The sequence below is a fragment of the Sphingomonas sp. TX0543 genome (assembly GCF_048565505.1).
Lineage (GTDB): Bacteria > Pseudomonadota > Alphaproteobacteria > Sphingomonadales > Sphingomonadaceae > Sphingomonas.
Genome location: NZ_JBLZUS010000002.1, coordinates 2,698,161 through 2,714,175, shown reverse-complemented (window position 1 = coordinate 2,714,175; position 16,015 = coordinate 2,698,161). Strand labels below are relative to the sequence as shown.

Genomic DNA, 16,015 nt, shown 5'->3' with positions numbered 1-16,015 from the left:
TGCCAAGATAGTAACAGATGAAATCAGTTTATGGGCAGGCGCCCATCATTCCGCCAGGCTGTGCGTCAGCGAAATCTCCGCGTTCATCAGCTTTGAAACCGGGCAGCCCGCCTTCGCTTCGTTGGCGATCCGCGTAAACTCGTCCGATGATATGCCGGGCACGTTCGCGCGCAGCTCGAGCGCCGATTTGCTGATCTTGAAGCCGTCGCCGTCCTTGTCGAGCGTCACCTTTGCCGTGGTGTCGAGCGTGCCGCGCGTATGGCCCGCGCGGGCGAGCGCAAAGCTAAGCGCCATCGTGAAGCAGCTTGCATGGGCGGCGGCGATCAGCTCTTCCGGGTTCGTGCCGGGCTCGTCCTCGAACCGGGTGGCGAAACCATAAGGATTGTCGGCCAGCGCGCCGGACTGGGTCGAGACGAAGCCCTCTCCGTCCTTCCCGAAGCCTTCGTACCGTGCGGAACCGCTGTGAGTGGGCATTGCATATTCCTCGTGCCTGTTTCGCCGCTACAACGGGCGCGACGCGAAAAAGCGCCGCGCCCGCGTAAATTTATCAGCGACAGCCGCGGCTGCCCGATCCGCGCTCTATCGCCCGACCAGCCAGTGCGCCCAGCGCAGCGCCGCCCAGCGTGCCGAGCGTGCGGTCGCCACGCGTGTCGATCGTGCGACCGACGAGCGCACCGGCGACGCCACCTACGACGAGCCCGGTCGTGCCGTCCGGCCTGCGACAGCGCATGCGGCCGTCATGTCCGCGCCATTCGCGATATTCATGGCGACCGCGCGCCTCGGCTTCATGCGTCGTCGCGATCAGCGTCGGAACGACCATCGCGGTGGCACCCACCGCCAGCATCAGTTTACGCACATCGTTACTCCCGTTGTTTGATGGTCACGAAAAGACAATGTTCAGATCATGGAATGCATCGTCTTAACCTGCGGCAACCGGCTGTTCAGGGTTAGGAATAATCCACGATATCCACGTTACGCACAGGGCAGGCGGCGCAGCCCGATCTTGGGCTGGCCAGGTTTTGTGCCGGCATCGTGCAAGACGAACGATGAGGCGGAGCGGAAGAATATCCCGTGGCGGATCAGCAGCTTGAACGCGCGGAAAAGCGCAGCGCGTGACCCATGGCGAGTCCCCCGGCTGGGCTGGCGGATGAATAACTTGTCCACAGGCCCGGCGATGAGGGCCGATTAGCGAAGATAAAGGCGGGTGCGGTCTTCCCGCTTGCTTTGCGGGCGCTGTTCGAATGCCGCGCCGCCCGGTGTCGTCACGACGCAGTCCTCGTGCTGGCTGTTGCGCTGGATCGCGAGATTTCGGCTGACCGGCGTTCACGCCGGCGTTAGCTAGCGCTGATGACGCCCGATCTTCTTCCCACGTTCGCACCATGGTTCGATCTTGCCGGGCTGGCGGTGTTCGCGGCCTCGGGTGCGCTGGCGGCGGCACGGCGCGCGCAGACGATGGTGACGCTCGCCTTCTTCGCGCTGATTACCGGCGTCGGCGGGGGAACGGTGCGCGATCTGCTGATCGGCGCCCCGGTATTCTGGGTGCATGACAGCCGCGCCCCGGCCGTCTGCCTCACGGTGGCGCTGGTGATCTGGGCGACACCGGAGAAATGGTGGCGTGGCGCCGCGCTCGACTGGTTCGATGCGGTGGGGCTGGCGGCTTATGCGGTCTATGGCGCGGCCAAGGCGCTACGTTTCGGCGTGCCGCCGCTCCCTGCTGCGCTGATGGGGGTGGTGACGGCGTGCGTCGGCGGCGTGATCCGCGATGTTCTGGCGGGCGAACCGTCGATCATCATGCGGCCGGAGCTTTACGTGACGGCGGCCGCGCTGGCGGCGGCGCTGTTCGTTGTCCTCACGCTGCTGGGCTTGCCGATGATCGGCGCGGCGCTGATCGCGGTGCTGGCCGGCTTCGCCCTGCGCGCCGCCGCGATGCGGTTCCGCCTCGCGCTTCCCGCCTATCGCGGCAGGCGCTGAGCGAACGTCACGCGCGCACGACGCCGGTTTCGGAGAACGGGCGCGGCTCTACCGGCGGGACGGTGCTGTCGTTCAGTTCGCACTGCCAGAAACCGACGTCGATCCAGCGGCCCTGCTTGTAGCCGATCTCGCGATACACCCCGGCGCGGCGGAAACCTACCGCTTCGTGAAGCGATATCGAGGCGTCGTTGGGCAGCGAAAGCACCCCGATAGCCTGGGTGAAGCCTTGTGCGCGAAGCGTATCGATCAGTGCCTCGTACAGCAGCCGCCCGACGCCTTGGCCAGACAATGAACCGGATACGTAGATCGAGGTTTCAACGACGTAGCGATAGGCGGGGCGATCACGGAAGCGCGTCGCATAGGCATAAGCGACTACCCCGGAGTCCTCGCCGTTTCCTGAGGTCGCGACGAGCCAGGGATAGAGACCGCCGGATGAGGCCATCCGTGTGCGGATCGCGCGCGCATCGGGCGCTTCGGTTTCGAACGAAACCGTGCCCGATAGCACATATGGCGCATAGATCGCCGCGATGGCGGCGGCGTCTTCGGATCGGGCGGGCCGGATGGCGATCAACGATTAGCTCCCTCTTGTTTCCCAGCCGGCCTATCTGCACCCGCCGCGCGAAACAACGGCGTCACAGCGAAAGGGCGTAGCTGTGCGCGTCGAATGCGCTGCCGGATCGTCCGCGATAATAGTCGCGCCGCTCCCCCACCTTCGCGAAACCGTGCGCGGTGTAAAGATGGACGGCCTCGTTGCCGGCGCGCACCTCCAGATGCAGGCGCGTGACGCCGCGTTCGCGCGCATCGGCGATCACGCCGCGCAACAATGCCGCACCGATCCCGCGCCGACGAAAGGAGGGGCGCACCGCGATCAGCAGCAACTCCGCTTCGTCCACGATCGCGCGCGACAAAGCGAAGGCCGCTATTTCTCCTTCGACGCGCGCCAGCGACAACCAGACCCCGGGCATCGCCAGGATGCCGAGGCACTGGCTGCGTGTCCACGCTTCGCCGAAGCGCGGATCGAACGCTTCTGTCATAACCGTATCGACCGCCTCGATATCGGGCGCGCCGCCGGCAGAAAGCTCGATCATGCGCAGCGACGTGCTCATGACGGCAGCTTGGCATCCGGCGCGCGTCCGTAAAGCGGGCGCGCGGGCAGCGACGTCAATGCCTCGGGGAGGAGTATCGCGCGGGCGGCGTCGGGGAGCGCCTCGTGCGCCGCCAGCCCGGCATCGAGCGGCGTGAGCCAGCGCACTCCGCTACCGACCGCAGGGCGACCGGCCAGCGCGTGAAGCGCCTCCATCGGCGGTAAAGACCGCAACGCGCCATCGGCAGCCAAGGGAGCGAGATAGCCCTGCATGAACAACTCACCGTGCCCGCCTTCCAGCACGACCGCAAGCGGGGCGGCAATGCCATCAGCGATCGCGGCAGCGGCGATCAGCGCGGTCGAGCTATAGCCGGCGACGCTTGCACCCCAGCCGAGCGCCAGGCCGCGCGCCGCGGCGATGCCCACGCGAATTCCCGTGAAGCTGCCTGGCCCGACATCGACCAGGATGTGCCCGGCGCGGCCACCATCGGTGAGTTCGGCGATCATCGGCACCAGCCGCTCGGCATGGCCGCGCCCGACCGTTTCGTGGCGTCGATCGAGCACACGCCCGCCCTCGATCAGCGCGACCGAGCAGGCGGCGGTTGCCGTGTCGATTACCAGTGTGCGCACGCTATTCCCGAGGTTCAGGCGATGCGGTTGAACTTTTCGAACGCCGGGCGCGGCAGACGATCGAAGATCGTCGCGGGATCGCCATGGCCGAGCGTCGAAATGAAGTTGGTCCGCACGTTCGGCTGGTCGGCAAAGAATGCCGCGTCCACCTGCGCGGCGTCGAAGCCGGACATCGGGCCGGTATCCAGGCCGAGTGCACGGGCGGCCATGATGAAATACGCGCCCTGAAGCGATGAATTGCGGAATGCGTGTGCCTCGCGCAGCGGCAGATTGCCCTCGAACCACGCTTTTGCGTCAGTATGCGGGAAAAGCTCCGGCAGATGCAGGTGGAAGTCCAGATCCATCCCGATCACGACGCTGACCGGCGCCTGCAGTATCTTCTTGCCATTAGTCCCCGAGCTGGCGGCGGCCAGCTTTGCCTTCGCCTCGTCGCTGACGCACCACACGAGCCGGGCGGGAAGCTGGTTCGCGGAGGTCGGCCCCATCTTCATCAGATCCCAGATCGCGTGAAGCTCGGCTTCGGATACGGGCTCGTCGGTGTAGCCATTGTATGTTCGGGCGGTTCGGAAAAGCTGGTCGAGCGCAGCATCGTCGAGAGGTTTTGTCATCGCGAATCGCTATAGCGTCGGCTGCGCGCCGTCGTCGATAGCCGGGTTGGGGAACGCAATGTTTCCGTTCGCGGGCTTGCATGGATAGGATGAGGTCAATGGCGGAACACATCGGTATCGATTTCGCGCGCATCGCGATCTCAGGCGTAGCGGAGCCGACAACGCGGGCCGTCGCGGTGGAGCGGCCGGTGGCGATCGAGTTCAACGGGATTGGCTATGCCGTGATGATGGCGACCCCTGCGGATCTCGACGATTTCGTGACGGGCTTTGCCTTTGCCGAACGGCTGGTGACGCACGCCGGGCAAATACTCGATGTCGATCATGTCGAGCATAGCGAGGGAGAACTGGTGCGCGTCACCCTGGTGGCGGATCGCGTCGCGGCGGTGGCGGAGCGGGCGCGGCATCGCATTGGCGAATCCTCTTGCGGCATCTGCGGCATCGAGAATCTGGAGCAGGCGATCCGCCCCCTGCCGCAGGCGGCTGGAAATTCGCGCGCGTCGACAGAGGCGATATTTCAGGCGCTGTCCGATCTGTCGGCGCATCAGCCGCTCAACCGCGTGACCGGGGCGGTCCACGCCGCCGCGTGCTGCACGGCCGCAGGACGCTTGATCGCGGTGCGCGAGGATGTCGGCCGGCACAACGCGTTCGACAAGCTGATCGGTGCCATGCTGCGTGCGGACGTCGATTGGGATGGGGGGTTCGCCTTGCTCACCTCGCGTTGTTCGTACGAACTTGTGGAGAAGGCGGCGCTGGCGGGGTGCCCGCACCTCGTCACCATCTCTGCCCCGACGAGCCTTGCGGTCGAGCGGGCACGGGCGTGTGGCTTGCGGCTAACGGTGCTCGCGCGCGCCGATGCGCTGCTGGAACTGGTGCCATGACATTGCTCGGCGTGGTGCTCGCAGGGGGCGGATCGCGTCGGTTCGGCAGCGACAAGGCGCGCGCGCTGCTGGATGGCATGACGCTCACCGATCATGCACGGGCAACGCTGGCGCCGTTCGTGGGGGAGGTGGTGGTGAGCGGCGCGGAAGATGTTCCCGATCGCCCGGCGGCCGGGCTGGGGCCGCTGGGCGGGATCTGCGGGGCGCTGCATTTTGCCGTTGCGCGCGGGCACAAGGCAATTGTGACGATCGGGTGCGACACGCCGTTCGTGCCGGCGGAAACGCTGGCGACGCTTGCCGCGTCGGCGGGTGCAAGCTTTGTCGCGGAGACGCCTATCATCGGGTGCTGGCCCGTGGAACTGGCCGATCCGCTGGAGCGCCATCTGCGCATCGACCCCAATCGATCCATGCGCAGATGGTGCATGATTATCGGCGCGCGCGCGATCGACGCGCCGCCGATCGCCAATATCAACCGGCCCGAAGACCTGGCCGCGCTCAGTCCTTCGGATAGGGGGAGTGGCCGCCCTCCGCGATGAAGCGATCGATCCGTGCTTCCAGCACCGGCAATGGCACGGAGCCGAGCGACAGCACCGTATCGTGGAAATTGCGGATATCGAATTTCGCGCCCAGCGCGTGTTGCGCCTTGGCCCGCGCCTTCAGGATCGCCTGCTCGCCAAGATAGTAAGACAGCGCCTGCCCCGGCCAGCCGATATAGCGATCGACCTCGGAAACGATCTCGCGCTCCGGCAGCGCGGTATTGTCGCGCAGGAATTGCTGCGCCTGTTCGCGCGTCCATCCCCGGGTGTGAATGCCGGTATCGACCACCAGCCGCGCCGCACGCCACATCTGGTAGGAAAGCATCCCGAACCGCTCGTATGGCGTGCGATAGAAGCCCATCTCGTCGCCCAGCCGCTCGGTGTACAGCGCCCAGCCTTCACCATAAGCGGAGATGTAGCTGTTGCGGCGGAATGGCTTGAGTGCCTTGTTTTCAGCCGCCAGTGGCATCTGGAAGGCGTGGCCCGGCGCGCTTTCATGCAGCGTCAGTGCGGGAAGCTGCGGCAGCGAGCGCGATTGCGGGTCATAGGTGTTGACGAGGTACACGCCCGGTCCGCCGCGTCCCGCCGTATAATATGGCGCCACCTCCGGCGGCACTTCGACGATCGCGAAGCGCTGGCGCGGCAGCCGGCCAAACCATTTCGCGGCCATGCCGTCGAAGCGCTTGGCATGCCAGGCCGCTTCCTTAAGCAACTGATCGCCGGTGGTCGGGTGGAATTGCGGATCGTCACGCACGAATTTCAGGAAAGCGGGCAGATCGCCCCTGAAGCCGGCATCGGTCCGCGCCTTCTCCATCTCCGCGCGGATCTTCGCCACTTCCGCCAGGCCGAACCTGTGAATCTCTTCCGGGCTCATGTTCGTGGTGGTGTAAACGCGGATGCGGCTTTGGTAGTAAGCCTTGCCGTTCGGATATTTGTCAGCGCCAAGCTCTTTGGTAAGCCCGGGAAAATAGCTGGTCCGCAGGAACGCGAGCAGCTTCTGGTGCGCCGGAATCACCTGCTCGGCGATCACTTTGCGCGCAGCGGCGCGCAGTTCGGCCTGCGTCGCCTGCGGGATCGTCGCGGGCAGCTTGGCGAACGGTTCGTAATAGGCGACCTTGGTCGGGTCCGTCGCGCCGGCGATGTCGGCGACGCCCTTGTCGCGGCCCTGCATCACGATCGCGGGCGGGGTGAAGCCGCGTGCAAGCCCGGCTTTCATATTGTCCGTTTCCTGAGTGAAGAAGCGCGGGATATCGCCCAGCCAGGAGAGGTAGGCGCGGTAATCACGCTCGCCGTTGGCGAAATCGGCGCGCGCGGCGGAGGGAAGGTCCGACCAGAAGGCGCTGTCGCCGTTCACCGGTTTTTCGAATTCGCGGAAGGTTTCGTCGTCGATCTGGCTGGCGATCTGCGCGCGATAGACCTGCCAGTCGGTCAGCGTGTCGGGCGAGAGCTTCCCGGATTCGACCGCATCGAGCTGTTTGAGCACTGCCTGCCAGTGGCTCAGGCGGCGCGCGTGGGCGGCGGCCGAATCGTCGGCGATATGCGCATCGATCGTGCCGGGCGCGCGCTCCGCGATCCCCTCCTTCTCGCGCCATGCCCACTCGTCTTGCCAGATACGGTCGAACTGCCGGTCGGTCGCATTGGGGGCGGGCGCGGCGGCGATGAGCAGCAGGGCTGCGGGAATGAAGGCGTGGTGCATGGCCACTATCGTGGCCGAAGCGCGATCGCCCTTCAAGCGGTGACCCGGCCTGCAAGTCCGCAGGTGACGAAGCACCGTTCGCGCGGTAAGCGCGCGCGATATGATAAAGCACGCCCTTTCCGTCACGCGCGACGCCGATTTCGCGCAATGGTATCAAACCGTCATCGCCGAAGCCGACATGGCCGAGGAATCGGGCGTGCGGGGCTGCATGGTGATCCGGCCGTGGGGATATGGGATCTGGGAACGCATCCAGCGCCTGCTCGACGATCGCATCAAGGCGACCGGCCACGAGAATTGCTATTTCCCGCTCTTCATCCCGCTTTCCTATTTCGAGAAGGAGGCCGAGCATGTCGATGGCTTCGCCAAGGAGATGGCGGTCGTCACGCATCACCGACTGATCGCGGACGGAAAGGGCGGGTTGATGCCCGACCCGGAGGCGAAGCTGGAGGAGCCGCTGGTCGTGCGCCCGACCAGCGAAACGGTGATCGGCACCGCATTCGCACGCTGGGTGCAGTCGTGGCGCGACTTGCCGGTGCTCATCAACCAGTGGGCGAACGTGGTGCGCTGGGAAATGCGCACGCGCATGTTTTTGCGCACCGCCGAGTTCCTCTGGCAGGAAGGGCATACCGCCCATGCCAGCGCCGATGAGGCGCGCGAGGAAACGCTGAAGATGCTGGAGGTCTATCGCAGCTTCGCGGAGGACGATCTGGCGCTGCCGGTGATCGCGGGCGAGAAGCCGGAGAACGAGCGGTTTCCCGGCGCTGTGGCGACGTATTCGATCGAAGCGATGATGCAGGACGGCAAGGCGCTGCAGGCCGGCACCTCGCACTTCCTCGGCACCAATTTCGCGCATGCGCAGAATATCCGCTTCCAGAATGCGGAGGGCGAGCTGGAATTCGCCAATACGACGAGCTGGGGCGTCTCCACGCGGATGATCGGCGGCATCATCATGGTGCATGGCGACGATGATGGCCTGCGCGTGCCGCCGAAGATCGCGCCGTGGCAGGTCGTGATCGTGCCGATGCTGCGCGATCAGCCCGAGGATGCCGCGATTGTCGATTATTGTCGTGCGCTGCAGGGCGAACTGGCGAAGCTTTCGGCGCTGGGCGAGCCGGTGCGCGCGCTGCTCGATCTCAAGCCCGCGAAGGCGGCGAACAAGCGCTGGGGCTGGGTGAAGAAGGGTGCGCCCCTGGTGATCGAGGTCGGCGGTCGCGACGTGGCGGGCGGGAATGTCTCGGTCCTGCGCCGCGACGCGCTGTATCGCGAGGATGGCAAGCTCGACAGCCGGATCACCCCCCGCGATGCGTTCGCCCGCGACGCGGCCGGCATGCTGGAGGAAATCCAGGCCGCGCTTCACGCCGAAGCCAGGGCGCGGCTGCACGATAATATCGCGCGCGTCGAGGACTGGGCCGGGGTTGAGGCGATGTTCGCCGAATCCGCGCGCAAGCCCGGCTGGGCGAACGTCGCCTGGTCGCGCCCGACCGGGGCTGCGCTCGATCAGGTGGTGGAGCGTCTGAAGGCGCTGAAACTGACGATCCGCAACGCGCCGACGGGCCAGGATGCGGATGGCGCGAGCTGTATCTTCAGCGGACAGCCAGCTGTCGAGCGGGTGCTGATCGGGAGATCATATTGATGGCGATCTGGACACACCCGATCGATCTGGCGCAACTCACCGAGTTGGGCGCGAAGGCGCTGCCCGGCCTCGTCGGGATCGAGTTCACCGATTATGGCGAGGACTGGATGCGGGCGCGGATGCCGGTCGATGCGCGCACGCATCAGCCGTTCGGCCGGCTCCATGGCGGCGCGTCGGTGGTGCTCGCTGAAACGCTGGCGTCGGTCGCCGGGTCGATGGCGGTGCCACCGGAAAAGGTGACGGTCGGGCTGGAGATCAACGCCAATCACCTGCGCCCGGCCATGTCGGGTCATGTCCACGCCACCGCCACCGCGGAAATGCTCGGTCGCTCGACCCAGGTGTGGACGATCCGCATCGAGGATGATGCCGGCAAGCTCATCTGCCTTTCCCGCATGACAGCCGCGGTGATCGACCGCCAGTAATCACAGGATATCAGCCATGACCACGACGATCCGCACCGCCGATCTCATCGAAAGCGTCGCCGATGCGCTTCAGTTCATCAGCTACTATCATCCGATGGACTATATCCGCGCGCTGGGCACCGCCTATGAGGCGGAGCAATCCCCGGCGGCAAAGGATGCGATTGCGCAGATCCTGACGAACAGCCGGATGTGCGCCGAGGGGCATCGTCCGATCTGCCAGGATACCGGCATCGTCAACGTGTTCGTGAAATGGGGCATGGACTGTCGGCTGGACGACATCTCGCGCAGCCTGCAGGAAGTCGTCGATGAAGGCGTGCGGCTCGCCTATCTTAACCCGCAGAACAAGTTGCGCGCCTCGGTGCTCGCCGATCCGGCCTTCACGCGCCGCAACACGAAGGACAATACGCCCAGCGTGCTGCACGTCGAACTGGTGCCGGGCTCGCTCGTCCACATCGACGTCGCGGCCAAGGGGGGCGGCAGCGAGAACAAGTCCAAGTTCAAGATGATGAACCCCAGCGATTCGATTGTCGACTGGGTGCTCGAGATGCTGCCGCAGATGGGCGCCGGCTGGTGCCCGCCGGGGATGCTGGGCATCGGCATCGGCGGCACGGCGGAACATTGCGTGCTGCTGGCCAAGAAATCGCTGATGGAACAGATCGACATGGCGACGCTGAAGGAGCGTGGGCCGAAGAACGATATCGAGGCGTTGCGCATCGAGATTTTCGACAAGGTGAACGCGCTGGGCATCGGCGCGCAGGGGCTGGGCGGCCTGGCGACCATCCTCGACGTGAAGATCATGGACGCGCCGTGCCATGCGGCGGGCAAGCCGGTGGCGATGATCCCGAATTGCGCCGCGACCCGCCACGCGCATTTCACGCTGGACGGCTCCGGCCCGGCCTATCTCGAGGCGCCGAAGCTGGACGAATGGCCGGACGTGAACTGGACGCCGGACAAGGCCGCGATCCGCGTCGATCTCGACACGCTGACGCCGGAAGTGGTTCAGAGCTGGAAGCAGGGCGACCGGCTGCTGCTGAACGGCAAGATGCTCACTGGCCGCGATGCCGCGCACAAGCGGATCAAGGATATGCTCGACAAGGGCGAGCAACTGCCCGTCGAGTTCAGGGGGCGCGTCATTTATTATGTCGGGCCGGTCGATCCGGTCGGCGAGGAAGTGGTCGGCCCGGCCGGCCCGACCACGGCGACGCGGATGGACAAGTTCACGCGCATGATGCTGGAGCAGGGGTTGCTGGCGATGGTCGGCAAGGCGGAGCGCGGCCCGGCGGCGACCGAGGCAATTCGAGATCACGAGAGCGCCTATCTGATGGCGGTCGGCGGCGCGGCCTATCTGGTGGCGCGCGCGATCAAGGGATCGAAGGTCGTCGGGTTCGAGGATCTCGGCATGGAAGCGATCTACGAATTCGAGGTGAAGGACTTTCCCGTCACCGTCGCGGTCGATGCGGAGGGCAACAACGTCCACCAGCTCGCGCCGCTGGTGTGGAAAGAGAAGATCGCGAAGGAGCATCTGCTCGTCGGGGCGTGATCTTCCCCGCCGGTCCTTTTGGCCATGGATGGACGCGCCCTTGCGCCGATCACCATAAATAATGTTATGGTGCCGCCAAACAGGAAAAAGGAGAGGCGGCTTGGATTACGAACAGATTCGCTATGCGGCGCAGGACGGGATCGCGACGATCACGCTGAACCGCCCGGAAAAGCTCAACGCATTCACCGGCCGCATGATGCAGGAGATGATCCACGCGTTCGACCGGGTCGATGCGGACGACGATGTGCGGGCGCTGATCGTGACGGGTGAGGGGCGGGCATTCTGCGCCGGGGCGGACCTGTCGGGCGGCGCCAAGACGTTCGATTATGAAAGCCGCGGCGATGAATCGCCGGTCGGGCCGAACGGCGAACTGCGCTATTCGAGCGACAGCGCCCGCGATGGCGGCGGTCGGCTGACGCTCCGCATCTTCGAGTGCCTGAAGCCGGTGATCGCGGCGATCAACGGCCCGGCGGTGGGCGTCGGTTCGACGATGACGTTGCCGATGGACATCCGCCTCGCCAGTGACAGTGCGCGGATGGGCTTCGTCTTCGCGCGGCGCGGCATCGTGCCGGAAGCGGCGTCCAGCTTTTTCCTGCCGCGCGTGGTGGGTATCAGCCAGGCGCTAGAATGGTGTTATTCGGGCCGGGTTTTTGACGCGGCGGAGGCGTTGAAGGGTGGTCTGGTCAAGGAAGTGATCCCCGGCGATCGGCTGATCGCGCGTGCGACCGAACTGGCGCGCGAGATCGCCGACAATACGGCGCCCGTCTCCATCGCCCTGACGCGGCAGATGTTGTGGCGAGGGCTTGGCTTTTCGCACCCGATGGACGCGCACAAGGTGGATAGCCGCGCGATTCTGTCGCGCGGGCGCTCCGGCGATGCGCAGGAGGGCGTCGCTTCTTTCCTGGAAAAACGCTCGCCCGTTTATCCCGATCGCGTTTCGGCGAACATGCCGGACTTCGTTCCGTGGTGGGAGGAGCAGAAATATAGCTGAGCGGTTATCATCCCCGCATGAGCAGGGATGACGACAAGCGGCTTGCGGCCGAAGCGGCGGTGCTGGAGGTGGATGACGGCATGCTCGTCGGCCTCGGCACCGGGAGCACGGCGGCCTTTGCTATCGCGGCATTGGGGCGGCGCGTGGCGATGGGGCTGAGGGTGGAGGCGGTCGCCACCAGCCAGGCCACAGCCGCCGCTGCCGCCGCCGCGGGCATCACGATGCTCGATTTCGCGCGGATCGCCGCGCTCGATCTCACGATCGACGGTGCCGATGAAATCGATTCGCGGTTGTTCGCGATCAAGGGGGCCGGCGGGGCGATGCTGCGCGAAAAGGCGGTTGCCGCGGCTTCGCGTCGAATGGTCGTGATCGCGGACGGATCGAAGCGGGTTACGGCGATCGGCGCGGCCAAGGTGCCGGTGGAGGTGCTGCCGTTCGCGCGCGCATCGGTGACAGCCGCGCTCGAGCGACTGGACGCGCGCGTGGCGGTGCGGCCGTCGTATCAGACCGATAACGGCAATATCGTCGCCGATTGCCGCTTTCCCGCGATACCCGATCCGCGCGCGCTTGCCGCGATGATCGCCGCGATACCGGGCGCTCTGGGGCACGGATTGTTCCTCGATGAGGTTGATGCGGCCTATATTGCCGCCGCCGGCATCGTTACGCGGCTGGAACGCGACCGGCCGAGCGATTAAGGGGGCGGGGAATCGGCAACCGCGTGCCCCTCCGGTGCGTTCGCCACCATGATCCCGAACGAGGCTTCCTGATGACCGACACCGCCACCGCACCCACCGGCATTCACGAGGACGGCAGCCCTGACCGTCTTGCGATCGATACGATCCGCACCCTGTCGATGGATGCGGTGCAGAAGGCCAATTCGGGCCATCCCGGCACCCCGATGGCGCTGGCGCCGGTCGGCTGGGCGCTGTGGACGAAATTCCTGCGTTACGATCCAGCCACGCCCGACTGGCCGAACCGCGACCGCTTCGTGCTGTCGGTGGGCCATGCATCGATGCTGCTCTATTCGTTGCTTCACCTCGCGGGGGTCAGGGAACTGGATCGGAACGGCAAGCCGACCGGCCAGCCCGCCGTCAGTCTCGCCGATATCGAGGCGTTCCGGCAGCTTGGGTCAAAAACGCCCGGCCACCCCGAATATCGTCACACCACCGGTGTCGAAACGACGACCGGTCCGCTGGGCCAGGGATGCGGCAACTCGGTAGGCATGGCGATCGCGGAGCGCTGGCTGGCGGCGCGCTACAACAAGCCCGGCTTCACGCTTTTCGACCATGACGTTTACGCGCTGTGCGGCGACGGCGACATGATGGAGGGCGTTTCCGCCGAGGCGGCTAGCCTTGCCGGTCATCTGAAGCTGTCCAACCTGTGCTGGATCTACGATTCCAATCACATCTCGATCGAGGGCGGCACTGATCTCGCGTTTGACGAGGATGTTGGCAAACGTTTCCAGGCATATGGCTGGAACGTCATTCATGTGGACGACGCCAACGACATCCCGGCGCTGACCGCGGCATTCGAAACATTCCGCGCCACCAACGATCGCCCGACCTTCATCGTCGTCCATTCGGTGATCGGCTGGGGATCGCCCCGCGCGGGCAGCGAGAAGGCGCATGGCGAGCCGCTGGGCGCGGAGAATGTCGCCAAGACCAAGCAGGCGTATGGCTGGCCGGCCAGGGATTTCTACGTCCCCGATGGGGTGCAGGAAGCGTTCGAGCAGGCGATGACGGCGCGCGGCCGGCCCTTGCGTGAGGAATGGCAGGCGACGCTCGCGAAATATGAGGAGGTCGAGCCGGATCTTTATCGCGAACTGGAACTGATCTTCGCGGGCAAGCTGCCCGATGGCTGGGACGCAGATATCCCGACCTTCGACGCCGACGAGAAGGGGATCGCCAGCCGCGACGCCGGCGGCAAGGTGCTCAACGCGATCGCGAAGCGCGTGCCGTGGCTGATCGGCGGCTCGGCCGATCTCGCCCCCTCAACCAAGACCGATATCAAGGGCGCGCCCTCGTTCGAGGGGAGCAACTACGGCGGCGCGAACTTTCACTTCGGCGTACGTGAACACGGCATGGGCGCCGTGGTGAATGGCATGACGTTGTCGGGCCTGCGCGGTTACGGCAGCACGTTTTTCGTATTCCTCGATTACATGCGGCCGCCGGTGCGGCTGTCCGCGCTGATGGAAATCGGCAGCACGTGGATTTACACGCACGATTCGATCGGCGTGGGCGAGGATGGGCCGACGCACCAGCCGATCGAGCAGCTCGCGATCATGCGCGCCACGCCGGGGATCGACACGATTCGCCCGGCCGACGCGAACGAGGTGGCCGAGGCATGGCGCGCAATCGTGCGCGACGGCCAGCATCCCGCAGCGCTGATCCTTTCCCGCCAGGCGCTGCCGACGCTGGACCGCGGCAAATACGCCAGCGCCGCTGGCGTGGATAAAGGCGCATATGTTCTCGCCGACAGCGCCGATCCGCAGGTTATCCTGATTGCCAGCGGGTCCGAAGTCTCGCTTGCGATCGGTGCGTACGAACAGCTGAAGGCGGAAGGAATATCCGCCCGCGTCGTTTCCATGCCGTCGTGGTTCCGTTTCGAGCGGCAGGATGCCGCCTATAAGGAAAGCGTGCTGCCGGCGGCGGTGACCGCGCGTGTCGCGGTCGAGATGGGCGCGGAAATGGGCTGGGATCGCTATGTCGGCGCGCGGGGCCGCACCGTCACCATGCACGGCTATGGCGCATCGGCGCCGGCGGCCCAGCTCCAGGACAAGTTCGGGTTCACCATCGCCAATGTGGCGAAGGTGGCGAAGGAAGTGTTGCGGGGCTGATCGTACCGCCGCGGCCTTGTGCCGTAGCGGGCGGAAACAGATATCGGTCGTATATTTGCGGATGGAGTGTGAAGCGATGGGACGCCTTAACGAGCTTGAGAGCCATGGTCAGGCGGTGTGGCTGGACTTCGTCGATCGCAAGTTCCTCGACGAGGGCGGGCTGAAGAAGCTGGTTGCGGAGGACGGCATCACCGGCGTCACCTCCAATCCGTCGATCTTCGAGAAGGCGATGGGTCACGGCACCGCATATGACGCCAGCCTCGCGGCTTTCGACGAGGCAAACCCGGACGCCTCCGCGATGGCGCGTTACGAGCACCTCGCGATCGAGGATATCCGGAACGCAGCCGATACGCTGCGCCCGGTCTACGATCGTCTCAACGCCAAGGATGGCTACGTCAGCCTTGAAGTGTCGCCCAAGCTGGCGGAGGACACCGATGGCACGATCGCGGAGGCGGCGCGGCTGTGGAAAGCCGTCGATCGGCCGAACCTGATGATAAAGATTCCCGGAACGCCGGAAGGAGTGCCCGCGATCGCAGCGACGATTTCGGCGGGAATCAACGTCAACGTCACACTGCTGTTTTCGATCGAAGCGTACAAGTCGGTCGCGCTCGCGTTCGTCGAGGGGCTGGAGCTGCGCGTCGCGAACGGCCATCCGATTGACCGCATCGCGAGCGTCGCGAGCTTCTTCGTGAGCCGGATCGACAGCAGAATCGATGACAAGATCGATGCCGGGGTCGGCGCCGATGAGGCCAAGGCGCTGAAGGGCAAGGTTGCCATTGCCAATGCCAAGGCGGCCTATGCATGGTATCGGGAGTTCATCGCGTCGGACCGCTGGCAGAAGCTGGCCGCCAAGGGCGCGATGCCGCAGCGGCTGCTGTGGGCATCAACTGGCACCAAGAACCCGGATTACCCCGATACGCTCTATATCGATACGCTGATCGGCGCAGATACGGTAAACACCGTGCCGCCGAAGACGCTCGACGCCTTCCGCGATCACGGCAACGTTGCCGAGACGCTGACGCAGGACGTGGATGGCGCGCGCAAGGTGCTCGCTGATGCGGAGCGGCTCGGGCTTGATCTTGCCGGAGTGACCTCGACGCTGGTGGAGGAGGGCGTTCATGCCTTCGTCCACTCGTTCGACGATCTCCTCGGCGCGATCGCGGCAAAGCATCCAGCCGCCGCCTGAAGGG

Annotated in this window: 17 protein-coding genes; 10 read left to right on the top strand and 7 right to left on the bottom strand. The window is 65.5% G+C overall.

Going from position 1 to position 16,015, the window contains the following annotated elements; genetic code table 11:
* Nucleotides 1-45: 45 nt before the first annotated feature.
* Together ACM61V_RS13655 and ACM61V_RS13650 are read right to left on the bottom strand one after the other, a co-directional pair.
* Nucleotides 46-474, bottom strand: coding sequence for an OsmC family protein (locus ACM61V_RS13655; RefSeq protein WP_137787662.1), 429 nt, complete (start codon nt 472-474; stop codon nt 46-48).
* Nucleotides 475-547: 73 nt separating this feature from the next.
* A complete protein-coding gene (locus ACM61V_RS13650) occupies nt 548-856 on the bottom strand; it encodes a glycine zipper 2TM domain-containing protein (protein ID WP_419714069.1) in 309 nt (102 codons plus the stop codon).
* A gap of 491 nt (nt 857-1,347) precedes the next feature.
* Between ACM61V_RS13650 and ACM61V_RS13645 the strand changes: the two genes are divergently transcribed.
* Nucleotides 1,348-1,971, top strand: coding sequence for a trimeric intracellular cation channel family protein (locus ACM61V_RS13645; protein ID WP_137787661.1), 624 nt, complete (start codon nt 1,348-1,350; stop codon nt 1,969-1,971).
* Between the two features lie 7 nt (nt 1,972-1,978).
* Here ACM61V_RS13645 and ACM61V_RS13640 read toward each other — a convergent pair whose 3' ends face one another.
* The 4 genes from ACM61V_RS13640 to ACM61V_RS13625 form a co-directional block, all read right to left on the bottom strand.
* Nucleotides 1,979-2,542 (bottom strand): GNAT family N-acetyltransferase, encoded by a 564-nt coding sequence (locus tag ACM61V_RS13640; RefSeq protein ID WP_137787660.1) that lies wholly within the window; start codon nt 2,540-2,542, stop codon nt 1,979-1,981.
* Between the two features lie 61 nt (nt 2,543-2,603).
* On the bottom strand, nt 2,604-3,077 hold the full coding sequence (rimI, locus tag ACM61V_RS13635; protein ID WP_137787659.1) for a ribosomal protein S18-alanine N-acetyltransferase: 474 nt from the start codon (nt 3,075-3,077) through the stop codon (nt 2,604-2,606).
* The gene (gene tsaB, locus ACM61V_RS13630; RefSeq protein ID WP_137787658.1) at nt 3,074-3,685 is read right to left on the bottom strand and encodes a tRNA (adenosine(37)-N6)-threonylcarbamoyltransferase complex dimerization subunit type 1 TsaB; all 612 of its coding nucleotides are present in this window, start codon (nt 3,683-3,685) and stop codon (nt 3,074-3,076) included. Before tsaB ends, rimI begins: the two co-directional genes overlap by 4 nt.
* Nucleotides 3,686-3,699: 14 nt before the next feature.
* Entirely contained in the window at nt 3,700-4,293 is a 594-nt protein-coding gene (locus ACM61V_RS13625; RefSeq protein ID WP_137787657.1) for a malonic semialdehyde reductase, read from the bottom strand.
* Between the two features lie 89 nt (nt 4,294-4,382).
* On the opposite strand from ACM61V_RS13625, the gene fdhD reads away from it, so the two are divergent.
* Together fdhD and mobA are read left to right on the top strand one after the other, a co-directional pair.
* Complete coding sequence (gene fdhD / locus ACM61V_RS13620; protein ID WP_419714068.1) at nt 4,383-5,171, top strand: formate dehydrogenase accessory sulfurtransferase FdhD; 789 nt, start codon at nt 4,383-4,385, stop codon at nt 5,169-5,171.
* Nucleotides 5,168-5,707: a molybdenum cofactor guanylyltransferase gene (mobA, locus tag ACM61V_RS13615; RefSeq protein ID WP_137787655.1), complete on the top strand. Its 540-nt coding sequence runs from the start codon at nt 5,168-5,170 to the stop codon at nt 5,705-5,707. Before fdhD ends, mobA begins: the two co-directional genes overlap by 4 nt.
* Here mobA and ACM61V_RS13610 read toward each other — a convergent pair.
* On the bottom strand, nt 5,667-7,403 hold the full coding sequence (locus ACM61V_RS13610; protein ID WP_137787654.1) for a DUF885 domain-containing protein: 1,737 nt from the start codon (nt 7,401-7,403) through the stop codon (nt 5,667-5,669). The genes mobA and ACM61V_RS13610 overlap by 41 nt on opposite strands.
* A 100-nt stretch (nt 7,404-7,503) precedes the next feature.
* Between ACM61V_RS13610 and proS the strand changes: the two genes are divergently transcribed.
* The 7 genes from proS (at nt 7,504) to tal (ending at nt 16,011) form a co-directional block, all read left to right on the top strand.
* Nucleotides 7,504-9,036, top strand: coding sequence for a proline--tRNA ligase (gene proS, locus ACM61V_RS13605; protein ID WP_137787653.1), 1,533 nt, complete (start codon nt 7,504-7,506; stop codon nt 9,034-9,036).
* Nucleotides 9,036-9,458, top strand: a complete 423-nt coding sequence (locus tag ACM61V_RS13600; RefSeq protein ID WP_137787652.1) for a hotdog fold thioesterase — start codon at nt 9,036-9,038, stop codon at nt 9,456-9,458. The genes proS and ACM61V_RS13600 overlap by 1 nt, the downstream gene beginning before the upstream one ends.
* A gap of 16 nt (nt 9,459-9,474) precedes the next feature.
* Nucleotides 9,475-10,998: a fumarate hydratase gene (locus tag ACM61V_RS13595; RefSeq protein ID WP_137787651.1), complete on the top strand. Its 1,524-nt coding sequence runs from the start codon at nt 9,475-9,477 to the stop codon at nt 10,996-10,998.
* A 100-nt stretch (nt 10,999-11,098) separates the two neighbouring features.
* A complete protein-coding gene (locus ACM61V_RS13590; RefSeq protein WP_249341640.1) occupies nt 11,099-11,989 on the top strand; it encodes a crotonase/enoyl-CoA hydratase family protein in 891 nt (296 codons plus the stop codon).
* Nucleotides 11,990-12,006: 17 nt separating this feature from the next.
* Nucleotides 12,007-12,684, top strand: a complete 678-nt coding sequence (gene rpiA / locus ACM61V_RS13585) for a ribose-5-phosphate isomerase RpiA (RefSeq protein ID WP_137787649.1) — start codon at nt 12,007-12,009, stop codon at nt 12,682-12,684.
* Between the two features lie 71 nt (nt 12,685-12,755).
* The gene (gene tkt, locus ACM61V_RS13580) at nt 12,756-14,825 is read left to right on the top strand and encodes a transketolase (RefSeq protein WP_137787648.1); all 2,070 of its coding nucleotides are present in this window, start codon (nt 12,756-12,758) and stop codon (nt 14,823-14,825) included.
* Nucleotides 14,826-14,901: 76 nt separating this feature from the next.
* Complete coding sequence (gene tal / locus ACM61V_RS13575) at nt 14,902-16,011, top strand: transaldolase (RefSeq protein ID WP_137787647.1); 1,110 nt, start codon at nt 14,902-14,904, stop codon at nt 16,009-16,011.
* The last annotated feature ends 4 nt before the right edge of the window (nt 16,012-16,015 follow it).